The organism is Janthinobacterium kumbetense (genome assembly GCF_023703445.1).
Taxonomy (GTDB): Bacteria; Pseudomonadota; Gammaproteobacteria; order Burkholderiales; family Burkholderiaceae_D; genus Janthinobacterium; species Janthinobacterium kumbetense.
The window spans coordinates 1-22,703 of the sequence record NZ_JAMQGR010000020.1; the positions used below are offsets into that span (position 1 = coordinate 1).

The following is a 22,703-nucleotide window of genomic DNA, read 5'->3' on the forward strand; positions in this document are numbered from 1 at the left end:
GGCCCCAGCACTTGCACGCCCGCCTGCAGCGCCGTTTCCGCCTTGATCGCATCTTCGCGGATGGTGCGTCCCATGAGTTTCGGCAAGATATTGACGCAGACGATGATGGCGCCAAACGAGCCGAACACATACGTCACGGCATAGCCGACGGCCACGTTGCCCTGCAGGCGCGCCACCTCGTCGGCCGCCAGGCCCAGCTTGGTGATCGCGTCGCCGGCCGTGCCGATGATGGCCGACTGCGTCAAGCCGCCCGCCGCCACGCCGGCCGCCAGGCCCTTGTCCAGGCCAAAGACCCTGGCCAGGATGACCACCGTCAGCAGCGCCGTCACGGCCAGCACGACGGCCAGGATGATTTCGCGCACCGACTGGCGGCCCAGGGAATTGAAGAATTGCGGCCCGCTTTCATAGCCGACGGCGTAAATGAACAGCGCGAACAGCACCGATTTCACGCCGGGATCGATGGCGACGCCCACCTGGCTGACGAGCACCGCCACCAGGAGTGAACCGGCGACCCCGCCCAGCTGAAACGAGCCGAACTTGATCTTGCCGATGTAGTAACCCACTGCCAGGGAGAGAAACAAGGCAATTTCAGGCGACTTCTTGAATAACTCATGCAACCATTCCATGCGGACCGCCTTTCGTGTTGAAGGAATTCTTTACTGCGTTTGCCCTTGCTGGCTGCTCATGCGTGCACCGACCCTGCCAGGGCCACGATCAGCGGCCCCAGCAGGGGCAGCACCACGTTCGAGATGGCATAGGTGATCGTGTAGCCCAGCAAGGGCGTGGAATTGCCGGCCGCATTCTGCACGGCCGACAGGGCTGGCGTGCTGCACTGCTGGCCGGCGATGGCACCCAGCAGCACGGGCGCTTCCAGCTTGAGGAAAAAGTGTCCCACCAGCAGCGACAGCGAGGCGGGGATGACGGCGATCAAGACCCCCATCAGCGGCAAGGACAGCCCGTACTGGCGGATCAGATCGATCGCCTGCGGCCCCGACGCCAGGCCCACGCAGGCGATGAAGGTGGCCAGGCCGATATCCTTCATCATGTCGAGCGCGCTGGAGGGGATGCCCTGCATGCCCGGCTTGCGCGCCTGGTACCAGCCGAACACGAGGCCCGTCAGCAAGGCGCCGCCGCCCGTGCCCAGCGAAAACGGGATGCCGCCCAGCTTGGCACTAAAGCCGCCGATATACACGCCCAGCACGATGCCGATGCTGGCGTAGACGATATTGCTGCGGTCGCCCGTGGGCACGCGCTTGCCGATGGCGGCCAGCGCCGTGTTCAGCTCGCGCCCTTCCGTCGTCCCGTACAGGCGCAGCACGTCGTCGCGCTGCAGGGACAGGTCGGGCAAGGGCGGCATGCTGTGCTCGCCACGCACGACGGCCGCCACATGCACGCCGGCCGGCAAAGCCAGCTGGCGCAAGGGCTGGCCCACCAGCGCGGCTTGCTGCAGCACCACTTCGACGGCGGAGACAGCCATGTTCAAGCCCGTCGTGTCGGCAAATTCCTCGCCCAGGATGGCTTCGGCCGCCACCAGCGCGGGACGGTGGCCGATCACCAGCACTTCATCGTTGTTGCGCAGGCGCAGTTCCGGTTCCAAGGGCAATACCTTGCCGTGCCGGCGCACGCGCGTGATGCTGGCGCGGCCCGCAAAAATATGCTGCAAGGCATCGAGACGGCGTCCCGCGCCACGGCTGATGCGGTAGGCGCGGCCCACCATTTCCGGCGTCGCCTGCACGCCGTCGCCATCGGTCTGCGCGCCGCCCATCTTTTCCCACAACTTATCGGCTTCCTCGCGCAGGTTGACACGCAGCAACAGCGGAAAAATCTGGCTGGTGACGATGACGATGGCGATCAGGCCGAAAATGTACGTGATGGAATACGCGGTGACGACGTTGGCCTGCAGCTCGGCGATGCGGGCGGCCGGCAGCGCCAGCTTCGAAATGGCGTCCGTGGCCGTGCCGACGACGGCCGACTCCGTCGCCGCACCCGCCATCATGCCGGCCGCCGTGCCCTGGTCCAGGCCCAGGAAGCGCGTAGCCAGCAGCACCAGCGCCAGCACCACCACCACTTCGATCAGGCACAGCAGGCCCAGGCGCAAGCCCTTGGCATTCAGGTTGGCAAAGAACTGGGGACCGCCCGCATAGCCGAGGGCAAAGATGAACAGCATGAAGAAGACATTCTTGACGCTGGCGTCCAGGGTGATGCCCAGCTGGCCGATCAGCAGCGCGGCGACCAGGGTGCCGCACACGCCGCCCAGCTGGATGGGGCCGAAACGTATCTGCCCTGCCGCGTAACCGAGCGCCAGCGCCAGGAACAGGGCCAGTTCCGGTACCTGGTGCAATACGGACGTGATCGAATCGAGCATGGACGAACCTTCGAAAAGATAACGGATGGTGACAAGGGGACAGCGCGTTCGGCGGCTGGCGGCAGCTGGCGGTGGAACGGGCGCACGGCTCCCGCACGACACCTGCGGCAAGCGCTTGTGCTGGGAAAAAGTTGCAACGTGGAATTATGTTCGGCGAAAATTTAATAAGTGTCAACAGGTGTTCTGTTGAACTCGCTTTGCGCTTCATCAAACATCGGGCGCACGATTGAAGCCACTGTTTGACATTGATCAATAAGATTATTAGTAATGTTTGGGACGATACCAAAGTGCCTTGCGCGCCAGCGGCGTCTCCTCGGGCAAGTCGGGATTGGCCAGCTCCAGCACGTGGCGCCGGGACAGCTGCAAGCCATCCGCGAGGCGGCCGAAATGGCGTTGGAACAGCTGCGCGAAACTGCCATCGGCGAGCATGCTTTCCAATCCCCTTGCAATGTGGCGGGCCAATTCCGGCCTGTGCCGGCCGACAAAGAAGTACAGCGCGGCCGGGTAGCGGATGACCAGGTAGGCGTCGAGCGCCAGCGGCAGGTGCGCATGGCTGGCCAGTTCGCTTTGCGCCTCGATCACGGAACGGGGAAAGTAATCGATGCGCCCTGCCGCCAGTTGCTGGAACAGGCCTTCGTAGGTACTCGAGGTATCGAGGCGCAAGCCATTCGCCTGCAGGATGGCGGAGTCGGGCCAGTCGCGCATCTGGCCGGCCGACAGCCGCGCCAGGGCGGCGATGCTGCGCACGCCGCGCAGCAGTTGCGGCTGGCGGGCCTGGATCAGGGCCACGCGCCAGCCGATCAGGCCGCGGTCGATGGGGATGCGCACCGGCAACAATTGCGTTTCGCGCGCGCGGCTCGTCATGGCCCAGACGACGTCGACGCCGCCCGACGCAGTGGCGATTTCCTGCATCGCGCGCGTCTGCACCATGCGCAGTTCGGAGCGGCGCAAAGCATACGCCTGACCCGACCTGGCCAGCGCCTGTTGCAGCAAGGCCGTCACATAACCTTGCTGCGGATCATCGAGCGCCTTGTGGCGCGGATACACGAGCGGCAGCGGCGGCACCGCGCCGGCGGCCGCACCCAACGGCCACAGGGCGGCAAGCTTGAGCAGGGGGCGGCGCTGCATGGCCCCTCCTTTCCAGCGCTGTCATAGCGTTCTTATCAGAATGACAGTATCGCGCAGCAGGGCACGCTTGTCGACTGGAATACGGCAACTGTGTACAAAACAACAGCACTTTCAAGGTGACCCGCAGGGCTGGGGATTAATCCAGATCAATAAAACCGCAAATACAAAATAAATCTTGCGTGCTGCTCTGGACGGCATGCGCATGGCTCGCCTACGCTGTTTTTTTATCTGAAAAACAAGAGGAACCCATGCAGACAGCACGCTTGAATATTATCGGAATGGATCATGAAGGCTGCGCCGACAGGCTGACGGGCGCGCTCGAAGCCGTCACGGGCGTGGCCACCGTGTGCGTCTCGCTGGCGCGCCACGGCGCCACGGTGCAGTTCGACGAACGGCTGGCCACGCAAGAACGCCTGCTGGCCGCCGTCAATGACGCCGGCTTCATGGGCGAGGCGACGGATGAAGAACAGCTGGCCTCGTGCAGCGGCGCCTGCGGCCACTGCCGCCACTGAACGCCACTGAGCGCCCGCCCTCCCTTTCTTCGCTCAGCCTTCGCGCGCGCCCCGGTCGCGCAGATGCGCCAGCACGCGGCGCGGTCCCAGCGCCTGCAGGTCGAATGGCGGCAACTCGATGGCATCGAGCGTATTCTTGAACAGCAAGCCCAGTTCCGTGTCGCCTTCCAGGCTCAAACGGCGGCTGAAGAACAGCGTGTCCGGATCTTCCTGGCGCCGCGCCAGCAGCATCAAATCATGCACGCTGGCGGCGATGCACAGGTCCGGCACGTCTGCATAGCGCTCGGCCACGAACACCGTGCCCTGCCACTCGAAGTCGAAGGCGATGCCCGCGTCCAGCAGCCGCAAGCGCAAACTGCGCCCTTCCAGGCTGCGCCGCACGTCGTCGGGCAATTGCGGCGCCAGCAGGCGGTTCAAGCCCTGCACGAACAGCCAGGAGGCGGGATAGGGGGGCAGCTTGGACAGCAATTCGGCCAGCGCTTCGGGCAGCCGGTACGACACGACGGGCTTGCTCATGCCCGGCCTGGCGGGGCTTGGGGCCGGGACGGGCAATCTTTCCAGTTGATCTTGCATGGTGCTTCCTTTCGAGGCGTTCAATGGGCGGCGTGCTGTTCCATGCCGGGCTGGCCGTGCCAGTAGCCGTCGCAGGCGCCGGCAGGCTGGCAGGCCGCCAGTTGGGCCTGGGCGCCGATGCCGCTGACCTGGCCGCGGCGGGCGCGGTCGAAGATGGCGATGACCTGTTCCGTATGCATGGCCTGCGGGCTGATGCGCGCCACCGCCACGCCCATGTCGCGCATGGCATCGAGTTCGCGCACCAGGTTGTAGACGAGCGCCGACTGCGTCTGCGTGCCATTCAGTACGAGGAAGGGCACTTCGTCGCGCGTGCGCAGCAACAGGCCGTCCGGCTCTTCCAGGCAGCTGTAGCCGCAATCGTCCTTCGGCAGGTTGCGGTTGCGCGCCGTGAAGCAGCGCGCGGAAAACGCCAGCGGCATGCGGCCGTAGGCGAAGACTTCCGTCTCCAGCCCTTCCGGCTTCTGGCGCTGCATCTCCGCCAGCGCCGTCTGCCCCATTTCCAGCGGCATCACCCAGCGCCGCGCGCCCAGGCGCGCCAGCAATTGCAGGCTGGGGCCATTGAACAGGTTCAGATGGGGACCGGCGACGAAGGACGCGCCCTTTTCCATACAGTGCACGGCGCCCATGTCGTTGGCCTCGACGCCGTAGCGGCCATTGCCCGTGATGCGGCGCAGGGTCGCCAGTTCCGCGCCCGCCTCGATCAGCGCCTGCGTCGACAGCACCACTTCCTTGCCGGCGGCGGCCAGCATGTCGGCGATATCGAGCCAGTCGGCCAGACGCACCTCATGCCGGCGCGAGCAGACGGTCTCGCCCAGGTAGACGATATTGACGGCGGTGCCGGCGATCTGCTGGTAAAACTCGAAAACCGTGGCGCGCGGCCAGTAGTACAGCAAAGGGCCCAGTGAAAGCTTCAGCATGTTCATCCTCTATTTCCAAGATCTGTGGTAAGCGCCCAAGGTGTGCTGCTGGCCTTCGGCCAGCTTGTCCATGGCCGCCATCCAGCCCGGCTTGACGGCGTAGCGCGCATTGCCTTCGCGGCAGGCATCGATCGCTTCGCGCCACACGCGCGTAACCTGCGCCACGTACGCGGGGCTGCGCTGGCGCCCTTCGATCTTCACGGCGCGCACGCCCATGGCGATCAGTTGCGGCAGCAGCGCCAGGGTGTTCAGGCTGGCCGGCTCCTCGATGGCGTAATACTCTTCGTCATTGACTTCGAAACGCCCCTTGCACAGGGTGGGATAGCTGGCGTTCTCGCCGGGCGCATAGCGGTCGATCAGCACGCCGTTCAGGCGCGACTCGAGGCCGTTTGGCGTTTCCAGCCAGCGCACGGATTTCGCCGGCGAGCACACGCCATGGGTATTCGGCGCCTCGCCCGTCGCATACGACGACAGCGCGCAGCGTCCCTCGACCATCACGCACAGGCTGCCGAAGCCGAACACCTCGATCTCGACTTCCGTCTTGGCGATCAGTTGCTCCACCTGCGCCATCGACAGCACGCGCGGCAGCACGGCGCGGGCGATGCCGAAGTGTTCATGGTAAAAATTGATGGCTTCGTAGTTGGTGGCCGAGCCCTGGACGGACAGGTGCAGGCGCAGCTGCGGGTGGTGCTGGGCCGCATACGCCATCAAGCCCGGATCGGCCACGATCATGGCGTCGATGCCGGCATCGGCGGCGCGGTCGATGGCGCTGCGCCACACGGCCCAGTTGTGCGGCTGCGGATAGGTGTTCAGCGCCAGCAGCACCTTGCGCCCATATTGATGGGCGTAGCGCACGCCCTCGGCGATGGCCTTCTCGTCGAAATTGAGGCCGGCGAAATTGCGCGCATTGGTGGCGTCGCGAAAGCCCAGGTACACGGTGTCGGCGCCATTGTCGACGGCCGCTTTCAAGGCTGGCAGGCTGCCGGCGGGACAGACCAGTTCCAGCGGTCCGGCCACGCGGGTGGCGGTGGTTGATTCAAGCATCATGGTGTTCACAGTCCTGTATCGGCTCAGGGTGCAGACTATAGCCCCGCCCAGGCTGCCCAGTCCTTGACGCAGGTGAAGGAATGCATGCATGGCTGGTGCGCGTTCAACTTGCTTGACCTGGCTGTAAAATGCCCTCCTTTTCTCCCTCTTCGATTGCCCGCCATGCCCCGCAAACCGCTGCTGATCTTCCTGCTCACCCTGTTCCTCACCGTGCTGCAGGTGCAGTGGGCCTCCCCCACGGAAGGCTACGACGCCGAGGCGCTCTCCGTGCTGTCGCCCGAAGTACTGGGCGCGTATCCGGGCGTGCTGCTGCTGTTCCTGCAAGCCGTCTTCGCGCGCCGCGCCATGCCCGTGACGCGCCAGGCCGCCATCTGCACGGGACTGCTGGCCGTCTACTGGCTGCTGGCCAATTACGTCACGTTCGACGCGCGCGTGGCCAGCTGGAGCACCTTCTCGACGCGGGAAATCTGGGCGCACGTGCTGCCCGCCTCCATCCTCAGCATCGCCGTCTGCGGCGCCGCCTACTTCGCCGCGAGCGCCTTCATCCTGCGCCAGGGCCGCCTGAAAAAGTAAACGAGGGCGCTTTTTTCACCTGCATCAAGGATTCGTCACGCCACTGCACGCACCCTTTGACGCCACTATATTTAGTGATTAATCTCCATAAAAACACCGCATGTTGTGTTTATTGGAGGTTTCATGACGACGAATGCAGTTTCCCCCACACGCGGCCAGGTCGATGTCGCCGCGTCCATCAATGAATACCTGGACCGGCGCGACTGGCGTGTCAACGCCAACGCCAACCAGGGTTACTCGCTGGGCGGCCTGATACTCAATGTGTCGGGCAAGGTCATCGCCAACTACTGGCTGGACCAGGTCTATCCGCCGGAAGTGGGCGCGGCGCACCGCGAAGCGGCGCTGCACATCCACGACCTCGACATGCTGGCCGGCTATTGCGCCGGCTGGTCGCTGCGCACCCTGCTGCACGAAGGCTTGAATGGCGTGCCGGGCAAGATCGAGTCCGGTCCGCCGAAACACATGTCGAGCGCCATCGGCCAGATCGTCAATTTTCTCGGCACGCTGCAAAACGAGTGGGCCGGCGCGCAGGCGTTCAGCTCCTTCGACACCTATATGGCGCCCTACATCCGCAAGGACAGCCTGCGCTACGAAGACGTGCGCCAGTACATGCAGGAACTGATCTTCAACCTCAACGTGCCATCGCGCTGGGGTACGCAGACGCCGTTCACCAACCTCACCTTCGACTGGGTTTGCCCGGACGACCTGCGCGAGCAGATTCCCGTCATCGCCGGCCAGGAGATGGACTTCAGCTATGGCGAGCTGCAGGCGGAAATGGACATGATCAACCGCGCCTACATCGAGATCATGATGGCGGGCGACGCCAAGGGCCGCGTCTTCACCTTCCCCATCCCCACCTATAACATCACCGAGGATTTCGACTGGCATAGCGAGAATGCCGAATGCCTGTTCGAAATGACGGCCCGCTACGGCCTGCCCTACTTCCAGAATTTCATCAATTCGGAACTCAAGCCGAACATGATCCGCTCCATGTGCTGCCGATTGCAGCTGGACTTGCGCGAATTGCTGAAACGGGGCAATGGCCTGTTCGGCTCCGCCGAGCAGACGGGCTCCCTGGGCGTGGTGACGATCAATTGCGCGCGCCTGGGCCACCTGTGGCGCGGCGACGAACCAGCCTTGATGGCAGACCTGGACCGCCTGCTGGAACTGGGCAAGACCAGCCTGGAAATCAAGCGCCGCACCATCGAGGAATTGATGCAGCAAGGCCTGTTCCCGTACACGAAACGCTATCTGGGCACCCTGCGCAACCACTTTTCCACCTTGGGCGTGAACGGCATCAACGAGATGATCCGCAATTTCAGCGGCGACGCCTGGGACATCACGACGCCAGAAGGCCACGCGCTGGCCGTGCGCCTGCTCGACCACGTGCGCGCCCGCATGGTGGCCTTCCAGGAAGAGACGGGCCATATGTACAACCTGGAAGCGACGCCGGCCGAAGGCACGACCTACCGCTTCGCCCGCGAAGACCGCAAGCGCTTTCCCGCCATCCTGCAGGCAGGCACCGCCGACAACCCGTATTACACGAATTCGTCGCAACTGCCCGTCGGCCACACGGACGACCCGTTCGAGGCGCTGGAATTACAGGATGTGCTGCAGCGCAAATACACGGGCGGCACGGTGCTGCACCTGTACATGACGGAAGCGCTGTCCGACGCCAACGCCTGCCGCGAGCTGGTAAAACGCGCGCTGAGCCGCTTTTCGCTGCCCTACATCACCGTCACGCCCACATTTTCCATCTGCCCGCGCCACGGCTACCTGGCCGGCAAGCATGAATTCTGTCCCACCTGCGATGCGGAGCTCATTGCCCGCAAGCAAGCCCAACCTGCTCCATCACTTAAGGAAACGCCATGAATGCACGTCCCGACTTCACTCCCGCCATCACCCTGCTCGATACGGAACGCCAGCGCTGCGAAATCTGGACCCGCGTGATGGGCTACCACCGCCCCGTCGCCTCGTTCAACATCGGCAAGCAGGGCGAATTCCACGAACGCCAGTATTTTACGGAAGCGAGCGCCCGGGTCGGCCAGCCCGCCTGCCATGGCGGCTGAATTGAAGGTGGGCGGCCTGACGCCCTTTTCCGCCACCGACTATCCCGGCAAGCTGGCGGCCGTGGTGTTCGTGCAGGGCTGTCCCTGGCGTTGCGGCTATTGCCACAATCCGCACCTGCAGGCGCGCACGCCGGAAGGCGCCATGCCGTGGCAGGACGTCCTGACCTGGCTGCGCCGCAGAACGGGCCTGGTCGACGCCGTCGTCTTCAGCGGCGGCGAAGCGTGCATGGATCCGGCGCTGGGCCGCGCCATGCAGGACGTCAGGGAACTGGGTTTCGGCATCGGCCTGCACACGGCCTGCATCTATCCGCAGCGCCTGCAGGAAGTGCTGCCCCTGGTCGACTGGGTGGGCTTCGACATCAAGGCGCCGTTTGCCGACTATCGACATGTGACCCGCGTGGCCGGCAGCGGCAACCCGGCGCGCGCCTGCCTGGATGCCATCCTCGCCAGCGGCGTCGCCTACGAATGCCGCACCACCACCCATCCGGACCTGCTGCCGGACGACCAGCTGCTGGCCCTGGCCTCCACTCTGGCCGCCAAAGGCGTCGATAACTACGTGCTGCAGCAGTTCCGCGCCGAAGGCTGCGCGGATGCGGCGCTGTCCGGGCGCCCCCTGCACGGCTATCCGGCGGCGCGCACGGTGGCGCAAATCGGCGCCATGTTTCCCCGTTTTACATTCCGTAATCATGGCAGTTGAGCCGACAAGCACATTATTTCGGAAAGCCCCGCAAAATTCCCCGTTCTGCAACGCTGAAATGTCTTGCGTGCTGTAATGTATCAACTGTGCTGCGCACCACGCGCAGCCCGTCAGATTCCTCACACCGCATTACAGATAAGCGTCATCCATGAACGATTTCACCGCAGCCAGCCCAGGCACCCCTTCCACCCATGCCGACATCCTGTACGGCCCGCCGCGACCGGATTTGCTGCGCGAGGAAGTGCTGGCCGACCTGCTGGAAGCGACGGCCCGCCGCTGCCCGCAGCAAATCGCCCTGATCGATGGCGCGCGCCGCATCACGTATGCGCAACTCGATGCCCAGGCGGGCCTGGCCGCGTCGCGCCTGGTGGCTGCCGGCGTCAAGCCGGGCGACATCGTGGGCCTGTGGCTGCCGCGCGGCGCCCATTTGCTGCTGATGCAGGCGGCCATCGCCAAGGCGGGTGCCGCCTGGCTGCCCGTCGATGAAGACACGCCCGTCGAGCGCCTGCAAGTGTGCCTCGATGACGCCAATGGCGCCGGCGTCGTCAGCTGCGCGCATTTCGCGCCACGCCTGGCGGAGGCCAGCGTGGGCCGCCCCGTGTGGACGGCGGAAAGCCTGCTGGCGCCCGCCGCGCCGGGCGAAGTGCTGCCCGCGCGCGGCGCCGTGCTGCCCGAACACCCGGCGTACGTCATCTATACGTCCGGCTCCACGGGAAAACCGAAGGGTATCCTGATCAATCAACGCAGCATCTGCCACTTCCTGCGCAGCGAAAACGCCGTGCTGGAAGTGACGCAGGACGATACCGTCTACCAGGGCTTTTCCGTCGCCTTCGACATGTCGTTCGAGGAAATCTGGATCGCCTACCTGGTGGGCGCCACCCTGTGGCTGGGCCCCAAGGATATCTCGGGCGACCCGGAAGCCTTGCCGCGCGCCCTGACAGAGAACAAGGTCACCGTTCTGCACGCGGTGCCGACCCTGCTGGCCCTGTTCGCCGAGGAAGTACCGAGCCTGCGCTTGATCAATCTGGGCGGCGAGATGTGCCCGGAGTCGCTGGTCGAGCGCTGGTCGCGTCCGGGCCGCGCCATGTTCAACACCTACGGCCCCACGGAAGCCACCGTCTCGTGCAGCCTGGCACGCCTGCGGCCCGGCGAACCGGTCACCATCGGCACGCCGCTGCCCAACTATGGCTTGCTGGTGCTGCAGGTGGCCGAAGCGGGAGAAAACCGTCCCTTGACCCTGCTGCCTCGCGGCGAGACGGGAGAATTGTGCATCATCGGCCCCGGCCTGGCCGAGGGTTACCTGGGCCGGCCCGACCTGACGGTGGAAAAATTCCTGCCCAATCCCTGGGCGACCAGCGACGATGACGCGCGCCTGTACCGCACGGGCGACCTGGCGCGCATCGATGCGGACGGCCAGGTGCTGTGCCTGGGCCGCGCCGACGACCAGGTGAAAATTCGCGGCTTCCGCGTGGAGCTGGGCGAAATCGAAGCTGTGCTGGCGCAGCGGGCGGGCGTGGGCACGGTGGCAGTATTGCTGCGCAAGGACGACGGCATCGACCAGCTGGTGGCGTATATCGTCGGCAGCGACGAGGCGCCCGAGGACGCCCTGGCGGCGAAAACCCTGCGCGCTGCCCTGAACCTGCATTTGCCGCCGTATATGGTGCCGGGCCGTTTTGAATTGCTGCCGCTGATGCCGCGCCTCACTTCCGGCAAGATCGACCGGAAAGCATTAAAGACCATGCCATTGGCCGCGCCGCCCGCAGGCGAGGCGGGCGAATCGGACGTGCCGGAAACGCCGGCCGAAGCGGCCCTGTTCGCGGCGCTGGCCAAGCTGTTTCCTGGCCAGGCGATCTTGCGCCAGCTGGATTTTTTCAGCGACCTCGGTGGCCATTCCTTCCTGGCTGCGCGCCTCGCATCCGCCCTGCGCGCCGATCCGGCCTACGCCCACATGACGGTGCGCGACATTTACCAGAACCGGCAGATCGGCAAGATCGCCGCCGTGCTGGGTGAAGCGCCTGCGCTGGCCACCCCGGAAGCGGAATGGACGCCGCCATCGACCTGGAAACGCTGGCTGTGCGGCGCCGCGCAGGCGGCGGCCGTGCCTGGCCTCGTCACCCTGCGCATGGCGCAGTGGATGGCGCCGTTCTTCACCTATCACTTCTTCACGGGCGACACGGGCGACACCGTGCCGCGCGCCATCGCCGCCTCCATCGGCGTGTTCCTGCTGGCGACCCTGGCCGAATTTGCCATTGCGATTGCCGGCAAGTGGCTGATCGCCGGGCGTCTGAAGCCGGGCAGCTATCCGCTGTGGGGCGTCACCTACTACCGCTGGTGGCTGGCAGACCGCCTGGTCGAATCGGCGCCCGCCTACCTGCTCAGCGGCTCGTCCCTGAACAGCTGGTGGCTGCGTGCGCTGGGCGCCAAGGTGGGCAAGGAAGTCGTCATCGGCTCGATGACCCTGCGCGCGCCTGACCTGCTGGCCATCGGCGACAACGTCAGCGTGGGTAATGCCGTCAACTTTGAAAACGCCAGGGTCGAGCGGGGCCGCCTGTTGCTGGGCCAGATCCGCATCGGCGACGATGCCTGCATCAGCTCTTACGCTATCCTGGAAGGCAATACCAGCGTGGGCGCGTTTGGCCACCTGGAGGGACAATCGGCGCTGGCCGATGGCGCCTCGGTACCGGCCGGCAGGGTCTGGACTGGCTCGCCCGCGCGCGATATCGGCCCGTTTGACGTGGCCAGCCAGCCGCCGCGCCCCGCCGTCTCGCGCCTGCGCCTGACGGGCGAAACCCTCTTCTTCTGCTTTGGCATGGTCCTCATCGCCGTGCTGTTCTTCATGCCCGTCTTCCCCAGCTTCGTGCTGATCGACTGGTTCGACGAGCGCGAAATGATGCCGTGGCTGCAGGGACGCGACGTGACGACCCAGCTGGCCCGCTACTTCCTGCTGGCCTTCCCCGCCAGCGCCGTGCTGATCGTGCTCACGGCCCTGCTGTCGGCCGCCATCCGCTGGGGCGCCCTGCCCCGCTTGAAGCCGGGCAGCTCGCCCGTGCACAGCAATATCTATTGCGCCAAGTGGCTGGTCAGCCATATCCAGGAATCGAGCCTGAACGTGCTGCACGGGATTTACGCCACCGTCTACGCGCCGTACTGGTACCGCCTGCTGGGCGCCAAGGTCGGCAAGGGCGCGGAGATTTCCACGGCGCTGGGCGTGGTGCCCGACATGCTGACCCTGGGCGACGACACCTTCATCGCCGACGCCGTCATGCTGGGCGACGAACAGATCGACGGCGGCTGGATGACCATGCGCCCCACCGTCATCTCGCACCGCAGCTTCGTCGGCAACGGCAGCTATATCCCGGATGGCACCGTGCTGCCCGAACACGTGCTGATCGGCGTGCACACGCATGCGCCGCGCAATGAGCAGATGCACAGCGGCGACACCTGGCTGGGCTCCCCGCCCATGCACCTGCCCGCGCGTGAACAGGTCAGCGGCTTTGCCGAGCACCTGACGTTCAAGCCATCGCTGTTGCGCCGCCTGGGCCGCAGCCTGATCGAAGCCTTCCGCATCGTCGCGCCGCACGCGGTGGTGATCGCCGTCGGCTATACCCTGGTGCTGGACGTGATGCCGATCGCGGGCGCCGGGCGCTGGGGCGAAGTGGTCAGCGACCTGGCGATCGCCGGCATTGCCTACGGCATCGGCAATTTTTTGGTGGTGGTGCTGTTCAAGTGGCTGCTGCTGGGACGCTACCGCAAACACGCGGCGCCCATGTGGACGCCGTTCGTGTGGATTTCCGAAGGCGTGACGAATCTGTACGAAGGCATCGCCGTGCCCAACTTCATGCGCTACCTGCGCGGCACGCCGTGGCTGCCTCTCGCCTTCCGCCTGTTCGGCTGCAAGATCGGCCGCGGCGTCTACATGGACACGACGGACATCACGGAATTCGACTGCGTGCACATCGGCGACTACAGCGAATTGAACGCCCTCACCTGCCCGCAAACGCATCTGTTCGAAGACCGCGTGATGAAGATCGACCACGTGGAAATCGGCCAGCGCGTCTACATGGGCCCGCGCAGCTCCGTGCTGTACAGCGCCAAGGTGGGCGACAATGCGCGCCTGGGGCCGTTGACCCTGGTAATGAAGGGTGAGCACATCCCCGCCGGCAGCAACTGGGCGGGCTGCCCGGCCGCGCCGCTGCGCAGCTGATCGCAGTCGATGAATCGTACGGTGCTCTTCTCAAGAGACGGCGTGCTGGTGATCAGCATCGGCGCCGTGCTGCCGCGCGCCGATGCCCGCTTGCGCATCCGCGCCGCCGTGCGCGAGGCGCTAGCCCAGTGGCTGAAGCTGGACATCGAGGCGATTTCGGTGGAGTCGACGCCTGGCCAGGCCCCGCGCCTGCTGCTGGCCGGCCGCCCTGCGGGTTTGTCATTGACCCATGACGAGGGCATCTCGCTGGCCGCCGTCCATCTGCACGGCCCAGTCGGCCTTGACGTGATGCGGGTGCAGGCTATTGCCGACTGGTGCAATCTGGCGCGCGATTACCTGGGGCCGCAGGTGACACAGGAGCTGGCTTCATTGCCCGATGCTCAACGCCCATTGGCCCTGGCGCAAGCGTGGACGGCGCGCGAGGCGGCGCTCAAGTGCGCGGGTTTGCCGCTGGCGGAATGGGACGGAGCTGCGCCAGCTTGCCGCCCGCAAGCTTTGAGCTTGGCGGCTCCATACGTGGCGACCCTGGCATACTAGTCTTCCTTGCCCTCGGCCGCCCCGCCGATCTGGACGAAAATCAGTTTTACGATAATACTGACGAGCAGTCCCAGCACCCCGATCAATTCCAGCATGGCCATTCCTTTGCAGTGACAGCAGACCAGGCCACTGTAACGCGAACCCCGGGGCCAGGCTAATATCAAATCAGGCAGTCTCCGATCTCGAAAAGGCATACGATTGATTTCCATCAGACAGTTCCGCTATTTTGTCGAAGTCGTCGATGCGGGCAGCTACTCGCGCGCGGCGGAAAAATTATATATCGCGCAATCGGCCCTGAGCCGGCAAATCAAGGAGCTGGAGGGCGAGGTGCAGACGCTGCTGCTGACGCGCGACGCGCGCCATATCGAACTGACGCCTGCGGGACAGGTCTTTTATGAGCGGGCCAAACGCATCCTCGAAGATATCGACGAAACCGTGCGCCAGACCCGCCACGTGGGGCAAGGGGCGCAAGGCATCATCCGCCTGCTGCATTCGAGTTCCGTCACCCTCACACCCGCCATCGGCGCCGTACTGAACCGCCTGCTGGCGCAGTTCCCCGGCGTTTCGCTGGATATTTCCAAGGGATCGTCGGAAAACCAGGCGGCAGACATCGAGGAAGGCCGCGCCGACCTGGGCCTCGTGCGCCTGCCCACCTTGCGCAAGCATGCCAACATCGTCGTACGCGAACTGTACGCGGAAAAGCTGGTGGTGGCCGTGTCAGCGATGTCGCCATTGGCCGCGCTGGAACGCACGACGATCGCCGCCCTGCGCGACGAAGCCTTCGTCTCGATCCCGCACAAGGACCGGGGAGGCCTCAGCTACCTGGTGGCGGGCCTGTGCCTGGCGCAGGGATTCTTCCCGAAGGCGGCGCGCGCCCTGTCGCGCAAGACTTCACAGCTAAACCTGATCGAAGCGAACATGGGCATCGCCATCGTCCCGGACAGCATGCGCCTGGTGGCGCCGCCCGGCGTGCGTTTTATCGCCCTGCCGGACGAGGAATCGCATTCCATCGTGGGATTGATCTCGCCGCGCGCGGCCGGCGGCATGGTGGCCGCGTTTACCGAGGCATTCGTGCGCGAGATGGCCAAGCTGCCGGCCGATTAACCTTCCGCGTACAGCACCGCATCCGCGTCACGCACGGCCGCCATCAGCAAGGCCAGCTTCATGACGTCGAGCTGGCCATCCGTGCGCACGCGCGAGCACAGGTCGATGCCGTAGGGGCGCACCTGGCGCAGCGCCTCCATCACGTTGGTGGCGTCCAGCCCGCCGGCCAGGAAGACGGGACGGGGGCTGGCGCGCACGAAGCGCGCGCTGATGCTCCAGTCATGCGTGCGGCCCGTGCCGCCCAGTTCAGGCACGGCAGCGCCGGGACGGCCGGAGTCGAGCAAAAACGCATGGACGTGGGGCGCATAGGCGGGAATCAGCGCCAAAGCCTCGGGCCCCTCCACGTGGATCACCTGCACGCGCCGCACGTGCGGCAGCAAGCGCGCCAGTTCGGCCACCTCGCCCGGGTCGATATGCCCGACGATCTGCACGGTGGACGGCTGCGTGGCGCGCACGTGTTCTGCGATGGCTGGCGCCGTCGTCTCGGACGTCAGCAGGAACGTGGCCACGGGCGGCGGCGTCCAGGCGGCGATTTGCGCGATGCGCGCATCGGGAATCGGGCCAGGGCCGGACGGCATGGCCGCCACCAGGCCCAGCGCGTCGGCGCCGGCGGCAATGGCCAGTTGCGCTTCGTCGATGGAAGCGATACAGCAAATCTTGATGCGGGTTCTCATGGCCTAGCGTGTTCAATCGGGATGATCAACATTACAACACAGGGCGGCGCGCGCGCCAATACACGCGGTCAAGCCCGCGCGCGATTGTGTGCCAGAATGGGGCCTGCCCACTTCCCGAGGAATCCATGGCCGACTACAAGAACCCGAGCTACGTGGCCCGCTCCATGCACCCGCGTTTCGATGAACTGACGTCACCGGGCGACGCCGTGCCGTATTCGGGCATCTACCGCTGCGACGGCTGCGCGCACGAAATCGTCTCGACGGAAGGCCACGTCATGCCGCCGCAAAACCACCACCAGCACAACAGCGAGCAGGGGCCGATCCGCTGGCGCCTGATCGTCAGCCCGCGCTGATTGACAGGCGCCAGGTGGCGGACGATACTTGATTTATCCGGGATCGCCATTGGAAGCCGCGTATGCGCATCGTCGACTTTGAAATCCGCAAGGAGTGTCCGCCGCAGTTGTGCGACTGCGAACGCGAGCGCCTGCTCGACGATCCGCAGGCAGACGTTTCCATCCTGCGCCTGAACCTGACGGAAGAAAAGCGCCTGCTCGCGCATATCGAGGGCATCGCCACCCATGCGCAGTTGCGGAAGCTGCAGCAGCGCTTGCGCGACAACCTGGGCGTGGAATTGCAGATTACACCGGGCAGCGGCGAAGTGCGCACTGTGCGCGGCTTCCATATCCGCCTGCTGGAGCAGCCCGGCCTGTGCCGCAAGACGCGCGCCGCCATTCCGGCCGCCGTGCGCCGCTGCCTGGCCGCGCATCCCGAAATCGCCTTTGCAATCCTGAATGAAAACGACTTGCTGGGTGGTGTCTAGACGCCGGCGCGGATGGAAATGACCCTGCCCTTCGCTTCGCGCGCCCGCAACTGTCCGCAGCCGCCCTCCACGTCCTGCCCGGCCGAATCGCGCAATTTGGTCAGCACGCCGCGCGCGTGCAGGGCGGCGGAGATCGCCCGTGCCTTTTCCCAGCTGGGGCGCTGGAACGGCAAGTCGGCTATGGTGTTATACGGGATCATGTTCAGCACCGCATATTTCCCCTTCAAGAGTTCAACGATGCCATCCATCTCGTCCTCGCCATCGTTGACGCCTTCCATCAGGGTCCACTGGTACTGCACCGGGTAACCGGTCAGGCGCGCATACGACTCGCCGAAGTCCACCAGTTCCTGCGGGGTGAGCCTGGGCGCGCGCGGCAGCAGCTGCTCGCGCAGCTCTCGCTTCGTCGTATGCAGGGACAGGGCCAGCGCCGGCTTGACGCGACCTTGCGGCAGGCGCTCGAAGGCGCGCGGGTCGCCCACGGTGGAAAACACGAGGTTCTTGTGGCCGATATTGCCCTCGGTGCCCAGCAGGTCGATCGCTTCCATCACGTTGTTCAGGTTATGCGCCGGTTCGCCCATGCCCATGAAGACGACTTTTTTCACGGGGCGCAAGGTACGAGCCAGCACCACCTGCGCGACAATTTCTCCACTGGTCACCTGCCGGATCAAGCCGTCGCGGCCCGTCATGCAGAACTGGCAGCCGACGGCGCAACCGACCTGGCTGGACACGCACAAGCCATCGCGCGGCAGCAGCACGCTCTCCACCGTCTGGCCATCGTGCAACCCCACCAGCAGGCGCGCGGAACCGTCGGCGCCCGGGTGGGTGCTGAGCAATTTCAGCATGCCCTGCAATTCCAGGTCGAGCGCGGGCAAGGCCTCACGCACGGGCAGCGGCAAAAAATCCTCGGCGCGGCGCCGGCCCTGATCGTGCGGCTGTGCCTGTATCCAGTCGCGCAGCACGCGCTGTTCGTGCAGGGGCTTGGCGCCCAGGGCGCGCAGGCGCTGGCGGAGATGATCGATTTGCATGGATTCTGAATAAAAAACGGCGCGCCGGCAGGAATGCGAGGCGCGCCGCGAATGGCAAGGAAAAGGCTTAGACCTTTTTCACGAACTCGGTTTTCAGGCTCATGGAACCGAAGCCGTCGATCTTGCAATCGATATCGTGGTCGCTGTCGACCAGGCGGATGTTCTTGACCTTGGTGCCCATCTTGACGACACCGCCGCCGCCCTTCAATTTCAAGTCCTTGATGACGCTGACCGTGTCGCCGTCCTGCAGGATATTGCCGGCCGAATCGCGGTACACCTTGGCGCCCTCTTCCGCCGCTTCTGCAGCCGTGGCCGACCATTCATGCGCGCATTCAGGGCAGATCAACTGGCTGCCGTCTTCATACGTGAATTCGGATTGGCATTGCGGGCATGGTGGTAATGTGCTCATTTTCTTCTCTGTCTGGTGAACAGCGCGTGCTGTAAAAGCCGACATTATACTGCCTACGCCCCGCATCAGCTTGCTTTTTTCGCCATCATTATCAATGGCGGCGAATAATCTCGATGGTGCTGTGGACAATTTCTTCGTGGATGCCGATGCGCGCGCGCAGTTCGGCCGCCGTCAGGCTGGCGTCGCGGCTGACGACGGACAGGGCGCATGAATACAGCTGCTTGCCGACCCGCCACACGTGCAGGTCGACGACGCGCGGCGTATCGCCGGCGCTTTCCACTTCCACGGCTTCCCGGATTTCATCCACCACGGGGTGGTCCATCTCGCGGTCCAGCAAGACCTTTCCCGTCTCCTGCATCAGCTTTTTCGCCCACAGGGCCACCAGCACGGCGCCCGCGATGCCCATCACGGGATCGAGCCAGCTCCAGCTGTAAGCCCACGCGCCGGCCAGCGCAAGGATGGCCAGGACGGATGTGGCGGCATCGGCCAGCACGTGGATGTACGCGGCCTTCATGTTCAAGTCTTCGCCGTGGCCATGGTGCTCATGGTGACCGTGATGGTCATGATGCCCGTGTTCGTGGCCATGGTCGTGGTGCCCGCCGAGGATCAGCGCGCACACGAGGTTGACAGCCAGGCCGAAAGCCGCCACCGCCATCGCCTGCGGATAGTGTATGGGCTGCGGCGAGAACAGGCGCTCGACGGAAGCGGCCACCATCAGCACGGCCACGCCCAGCAGCAGGATGGCGCTCGTGTAGCCAGCCAGCACTTCGATCTTCCACGTGCCGAAGGCAAAGCGCGGGTCGCGCGCATAGCGGCGCGCGGCCGCATACGCAAACGCGGCCAGGCCGATGGCCAGCGCGTGCGAACTCATATGCCAGCCATCGGCCAGCAGGGCCATGGAGTTGTACCACCAGCCGGCGACGATTTCCAGCACCATGGTGGCCAGGGTGATCCACATGACGATGCGCGCGCGGCGTTCCGCCTTGTCGCTGGCTGCGCCAAAGACGTGTTCATGCTGCCAGGCGGACAGGTCTTCCTTGATGGATGGCGTTTGCATGACGTGCTCCTTATTTGAGGTAGGTGCGCAGGATGCCCGCGATGTCGTCGGCGCCCCTGGCCCGCTCGTCGCCGGAGATATCGGGACTGGCCACGTGCTCGCGCAGGTGTTCTTCGATGACTTCGGCCATCAGGCCATTCACGGCGCCGCGCACGGCCGCGATCAGCTGCAGCACTTCGCCGCAGTCGCGCCCCTCTTCCAGGCCCCGCTCCAGGCCTTCCACCTGTCCCTTGATGCGTTTGATCCTGTTCAGCAGCTTGGTCTTGTTGTGCGCCGTGTGTCCCATGGTTCCACTCCGATAAATACTATAGGGGGGTATTCTATCAGAAAGCGCGCCGCATGCGTCAAGGCGTTAAAAAAGCCGCGCATCCTCGCGGATGGGCGGCTCATTCAGGCAGGAACAGGCGCTATGGCGCCGGGGCGATCTTGCGCAGCTTGCTGGCCAGCGAGGCGTCGGACAATTCGCCCAGGTGCGTATCGACCAGGCGCCCCTGCGCGTCATAGAACAGGGTGGTGGGCAGGGCCGAGGAACCGGCCGCCTTGCCCAGCGCCGCCTCGCTGTCGAGCAGCACATTGCGCAGGGTTACACCGCTCCTGTCCAGGAAAGCGCTGGCCGCAGCCGCATTCTCGCGCTGGTTCGCATACACGAAGACGATATCGGCGCGCGCCTGCTGCGCGGCGGCCAGCACCGGCATTTCGCGCCGGCACGGCGGGCACCAGCTGGCCCACAGATTGACCACCAGCGGCTTGCCGCCGGCCAGCGCCGCCAGGGTCACCGGCGCGCCATCGAGCGCCTGCAGCGCCATGGCCGGCAAGGCCGCCGGCTTGTCGTAGGCCAGCGAGATCCCCGCACTCAGCACGCCCCATGCCAGCGCACCCGACGCCACACTGATGGCGAGAGGCCGGCGCATGGCCGCCATGGCGGGACGCCGGCAGCGCCACGCGGCGATGGCCAGCGCGGCGGCGATGCCGGCCGGCGCCATGAAGCCGCCATCGCGGATGTTGAGGATGGACCAGGGCGCCGCCAAGGGGGAGCTGAAATACTGTTCGTGCCAGCGCAAGACGAATGCCAGTCGCGCCGCCAGCAGGCCGGCAATCAGCATGTCGGAAACGAGGGGACCGGCGTCCGGCAGTTGGCGATAGCGCCGTAGCGACCACGCCGCGCCGTAGGCGACGCACAGGGAAACGATCAGCAGGACCAGGCCCGTAGGCAGGGCCAGGGGGCCGATTTGCAGGGACAGCATGGGCGCTCTTTATAACGTCGAATGGACGGCCATTCTGCCCGATGCGGATTAAGCGGGCGTTAAGAAGCGGCCAGCGCTTCCTTGCGCACGAAATGCATGGCTTGCGGCTGGTCCACCAGCACGCACTGCTTGCCCGTGCGCTTGCAGTGGTCGTGCACGCGCCAGTAGGCGTCGTGGCTGACGCAGCCCGTCTGGCAAATCACCAGGTCGGCCGCCACCAGGCCCGCTTCCAGCGCCGCCGCATCGTCGGCGCCATCGTCGCCACCGGCATGGTGCAGGAAGCGCCCGCCGGCCTGCTCGATGGCTTGCTGCGCCACGTTGGCGCCACCCGCGTCCTGGCCAAGCTCCAGGCTTGAATAGTTGCTTACATATAGCACGGCTTTTTCGCGCACGTCGGCCTGCAAGGCAGGCACGGGCACGGCGGAAGGCGCGGGCAGCCACTGCAGGCGCAGCAATTCGCGCATCAGGTCCTGCACCCGTTCACCGAGCCACTCGACCCGGCGGGCCAGCCGGGCGCGCGTCGGCAAGCCCGGCACGCTGGCCGCCAGTTCGGCCAGCTCGTCGCGCGCCAGCGCCAGCCGGGTATCGCGGATCACAACCTGCGCCCGCGCGCGCATCAATTCCGACTCCAGCTGCGCGATGCGGGCCGCCTGCGCAGCCAGTTGCGCACTGCAGCGCGCCTGCGCGCGGCCATATTCCCCCATCAGCACGCGATGCTCGTGCGCGATCATGTCTTCGTTGCCATACACACTGCCCATCATGCCCTCCTTCACCGACCGTGGCGCCATGGCGCCAGCCCATCGCACCCCTATGGATTCGAATTATAAATGAGAATCATTATTATTTGTCTATGCGCGTGCGCGCAGTAGGGGTATGCGGTAGCCGCCAGCGTCACACAGCCGGCGGACAAGACAGCAGGCGCTGCCATACGTCGTCCTGCACCTGCCCCACATGCCGCAAGCCGTCGGGGCCACGATAGATCCCCAGCGTGTTCGGCCACGCCACATCGATGAACAGCAGCCGCGCCGGATCGATCAGCAGGGACTGGCCCACATAATTGCCCTTGATCTCGCCCTTGTTCACGATCAGCAGGCGCGCGCCACCGGCCAGCGCCCGCTCTTCCAGCGCCACGCCGCTGCGCTCGGCCACATCGCGCAGCCAGCGTTCGCGCCAGCGCGCCTGCTCCCCGAACTGCCCCGTTGGCGGCCGGTCCAGCTTGACGACGGCTGCCACGGGACCGTCAATGCCCGCCTGCAGCGAAAAGCCCATGCGTTCCTGCAGTTCGACCGTGTAAGCCTCGCCCTTGACGTCGATCTGGTAGCGCCCAGTCCCGTCCTGTACCCGCAGCTCGGCCTGGTGATAGGCGGGTTGGACGCAACTGGCGTACTGATGGACGAGCACATCGAGAAACGGTGGTTCGACGGGGGATGCCGTCGCCATGGGGGGCGACAGGCTGGCACACAGCACGGCGGCAGCCGCGTATTTCATTGTATTCATTCTTGCTCCGGTTCACGGGGGACGGCTGCCGAAAAACAGGCACGGCACGCCATATTATTGTTTTTAAGCAATATTTCGCAGTATTTTTTGCAATGGTGGAATTGGCAAGAGCGGCACTCTAGCAGAAGGGGCAAAAACGGCCCGCACGGCCCGCGCACGACCCGGCCTGCCGCACGATTCAATTGAATCGCGCTTGTTAAATCACTATTTCTAAGGTGTAATCTTATAAGCAAGTCATTGAATTAATTGCA

At 65.2% G+C, this 22,703-nt stretch carries 24 protein-coding genes; 10 read left to right on the forward strand and 14 right to left on the reverse strand.

Going from position 1 to position 22,703, the window contains the following annotated elements; translation table 11 throughout:
• The 3 genes from NCG91_RS27175 to NCG91_RS27185 form a co-directional block, all read right to left on the reverse strand.
• A partial coding sequence (locus NCG91_RS27175) for an aspartate-alanine antiporter-like transporter (RefSeq protein WP_494337258.1) occupies positions 1-626 on the reverse strand: 626 nt, incomplete at its 3' end.
• 56 nt (positions 627-682) lie between these two features.
• Positions 683-2,365 carry an aspartate-alanine antiporter gene (gene aspT, locus NCG91_RS27180; RefSeq protein ID WP_251351942.1) on the reverse strand — a complete coding sequence of 561 codons (1,683 nt, stop codon included), beginning with the start codon at positions 2,363-2,365 and terminating at the stop codon, positions 683-685.
• A 261-nt stretch (positions 2,366-2,626) separates the two neighbouring features.
• On the reverse strand, positions 2,627-3,493 hold the full coding sequence (locus NCG91_RS27185; protein ID WP_251351943.1) for a substrate-binding periplasmic protein: 867 nt from the start codon (positions 3,491-3,493) through the stop codon (positions 2,627-2,629).
• A gap of 248 nt (positions 3,494-3,741) precedes the next feature.
• Here NCG91_RS27185 and NCG91_RS27190 point away from each other — a divergent pair, with 248 nt between their 5' ends.
• A complete protein-coding gene (locus NCG91_RS27190) occupies positions 3,742-4,005 on the forward strand; it encodes a heavy-metal-associated domain-containing protein (protein WP_077402408.1) in 264 nt (87 codons plus the stop codon).
• A gap of 33 nt (positions 4,006-4,038) precedes the next feature.
• Here the strand turns inward: NCG91_RS27190 and ubiT are convergent, their stop codons facing one another.
• From ubiT to ubiU, 3 genes are read right to left on the reverse strand one after another with little or no spacing between them, the layout of a single operon-like run.
• Entirely contained in the window at positions 4,039-4,578 is a 540-nt protein-coding gene (gene ubiT / locus NCG91_RS27195; protein WP_251351944.1) for a ubiquinone anaerobic biosynthesis accessory factor UbiT, read from the reverse strand.
• A gap of 20 nt (positions 4,579-4,598) precedes the next feature.
• Positions 4,599-5,495 carry a ubiquinone anaerobic biosynthesis protein UbiV gene (ubiV, locus tag NCG91_RS27200; RefSeq protein ID WP_251351945.1) on the reverse strand — a complete coding sequence of 299 codons (897 nt, stop codon included), beginning with the start codon at positions 5,493-5,495 and terminating at the stop codon, positions 4,599-4,601.
• A 9-nt stretch (positions 5,496-5,504) separates the two neighbouring features.
• Positions 5,505-6,542, reverse strand: coding sequence for a ubiquinone anaerobic biosynthesis protein UbiU (ubiU, locus tag NCG91_RS27205; protein WP_435526526.1), 1,038 nt, complete (start codon positions 6,540-6,542; stop codon positions 5,505-5,507).
• Positions 6,543-6,704: 162 nt separating this feature from the next.
• On the opposite strand from ubiU, the gene NCG91_RS27210 reads away from it, so the two are divergent.
• From NCG91_RS27210 to NCG91_RS27240, 7 genes are all read left to right on the forward strand, one after another.
• The gene (locus NCG91_RS27210; RefSeq protein ID WP_251351946.1) at positions 6,705-7,115 is read left to right on the forward strand and encodes a hypothetical protein; all 411 of its coding nucleotides are present in this window, start codon (positions 6,705-6,707) and stop codon (positions 7,113-7,115) included.
• Positions 7,116-7,238: 123 nt separating this feature from the next.
• Positions 7,239-8,987, forward strand: coding sequence for a ribonucleoside triphosphate reductase (locus NCG91_RS27215; protein WP_251351947.1), 1,749 nt, complete (start codon positions 7,239-7,241; stop codon positions 8,985-8,987).
• Positions 8,984-9,184 carry an anaerobic ribonucleoside-triphosphate reductase gene (gene nrdD, locus NCG91_RS27220; RefSeq protein ID WP_092712624.1) on the forward strand — a complete coding sequence of 67 codons (201 nt, stop codon included), beginning with the start codon at positions 8,984-8,986 and terminating at the stop codon, positions 9,182-9,184. The genes NCG91_RS27215 and nrdD overlap by 4 nt, the downstream gene beginning before the upstream one ends.
• Positions 9,174-9,881 carry an anaerobic ribonucleoside-triphosphate reductase activating protein gene (locus NCG91_RS27225; protein ID WP_251351948.1) on the forward strand — a complete coding sequence of 236 codons (708 nt, stop codon included), beginning with the start codon at positions 9,174-9,176 and terminating at the stop codon, positions 9,879-9,881. The genes nrdD and NCG91_RS27225 overlap by 11 nt, the downstream gene beginning before the upstream one ends.
• Before the next feature lie 148 nt (positions 9,882-10,029).
• Entirely contained in the window at positions 10,030-14,085 is a 4,056-nt protein-coding gene (locus NCG91_RS27230; RefSeq protein ID WP_251351949.1) for a Pls/PosA family non-ribosomal peptide synthetase, read from the forward strand.
• 21 nt (positions 14,086-14,106) lie between these two features.
• A complete protein-coding gene (locus NCG91_RS27235) occupies positions 14,107-14,622 on the forward strand; it encodes a 4'-phosphopantetheinyl transferase family protein (protein ID WP_251351950.1) in 516 nt (171 codons plus the stop codon).
• Positions 14,623-14,820: 198 nt separating this feature from the next.
• A complete protein-coding gene (locus tag NCG91_RS27240; RefSeq protein WP_251351951.1) occupies positions 14,821-15,726 on the forward strand; it encodes a LysR family transcriptional regulator in 906 nt (301 codons plus the stop codon).
• Here NCG91_RS27240 and NCG91_RS27245 read toward each other — a convergent pair.
• Positions 15,723-16,400 carry a phosphoribosylanthranilate isomerase gene (locus NCG91_RS27245; protein ID WP_251351952.1) on the reverse strand — a complete coding sequence of 226 codons (678 nt, stop codon included), beginning with the start codon at positions 16,398-16,400 and terminating at the stop codon, positions 15,723-15,725. The two genes, NCG91_RS27240 and NCG91_RS27245, sit on opposite strands and share 4 nt — an antisense overlap.
• Before the next feature lie 125 nt (positions 16,401-16,525).
• On the opposite strand from NCG91_RS27245, the gene NCG91_RS27250 reads away from it, so the two are divergent.
• The gene (locus NCG91_RS27250) at positions 16,526-16,753 is read left to right on the forward strand and encodes a protein L (protein WP_099664633.1); all 228 of its coding nucleotides are present in this window, start codon (positions 16,526-16,528) and stop codon (positions 16,751-16,753) included.
• Positions 16,754-16,815: 62 nt separating this feature from the next.
• On the forward strand, positions 16,816-17,220 hold the full coding sequence (locus NCG91_RS27255) for a hypothetical protein (protein ID WP_251351953.1): 405 nt from the start codon (positions 16,816-16,818) through the stop codon (positions 17,218-17,220).
• On the opposite strand, the gene NCG91_RS27260 is transcribed toward NCG91_RS27255, so the two are convergent.
• The 7 genes from NCG91_RS27260 to NCG91_RS27290 form a co-directional block, all read right to left on the reverse strand.
• Positions 17,217-18,245: an RNA methyltransferase gene (locus NCG91_RS27260; RefSeq protein WP_251351954.1), complete on the reverse strand. Its 1,029-nt coding sequence runs from the start codon at positions 18,243-18,245 to the stop codon at positions 17,217-17,219. The genes NCG91_RS27255 and NCG91_RS27260 overlap by 4 nt on opposite strands.
• A 67-nt stretch (positions 18,246-18,312) precedes the next feature.
• Positions 18,313-18,654 carry a zinc ribbon domain-containing protein YjdM gene (locus NCG91_RS27265; RefSeq protein WP_077402365.1) on the reverse strand — a complete coding sequence of 114 codons (342 nt, stop codon included), beginning with the start codon at positions 18,652-18,654 and terminating at the stop codon, positions 18,313-18,315.
• Between the two features lie 91 nt (positions 18,655-18,745).
• Entirely contained in the window at positions 18,746-19,711 is a 966-nt protein-coding gene (gene dmeF / locus NCG91_RS27270; RefSeq protein WP_251351955.1) for a CDF family Co(II)/Ni(II) efflux transporter DmeF, read from the reverse strand.
• 10 nt (positions 19,712-19,721) lie between these two features.
• Entirely contained in the window at positions 19,722-19,997 is a 276-nt protein-coding gene (locus tag NCG91_RS27275; protein ID WP_099664637.1) for a metal/formaldehyde-sensitive transcriptional repressor, read from the reverse strand.
• Between the two features lie 121 nt (positions 19,998-20,118).
• Positions 20,119-20,955 (reverse strand): TlpA disulfide reductase family protein, encoded by an 837-nt coding sequence (locus tag NCG91_RS27280; RefSeq protein WP_251351957.1) that lies wholly within the window; start codon positions 20,953-20,955, stop codon positions 20,119-20,121.
• A 59-nt stretch (positions 20,956-21,014) separates the two neighbouring features.
• On the reverse strand, positions 21,015-21,743 hold the full coding sequence (locus NCG91_RS27285; RefSeq protein ID WP_354004637.1) for a DUF2325 domain-containing protein: 729 nt from the start codon (positions 21,741-21,743) through the stop codon (positions 21,015-21,017).
• A gap of 103 nt (positions 21,744-21,846) precedes the next feature.
• Positions 21,847-22,452, reverse strand: a complete 606-nt coding sequence (locus tag NCG91_RS27290) for a hypothetical protein (protein WP_251351958.1) — start codon at positions 22,450-22,452, stop codon at positions 21,847-21,849.
• Positions 22,453-22,703: the final 251 nt, after the last annotated feature.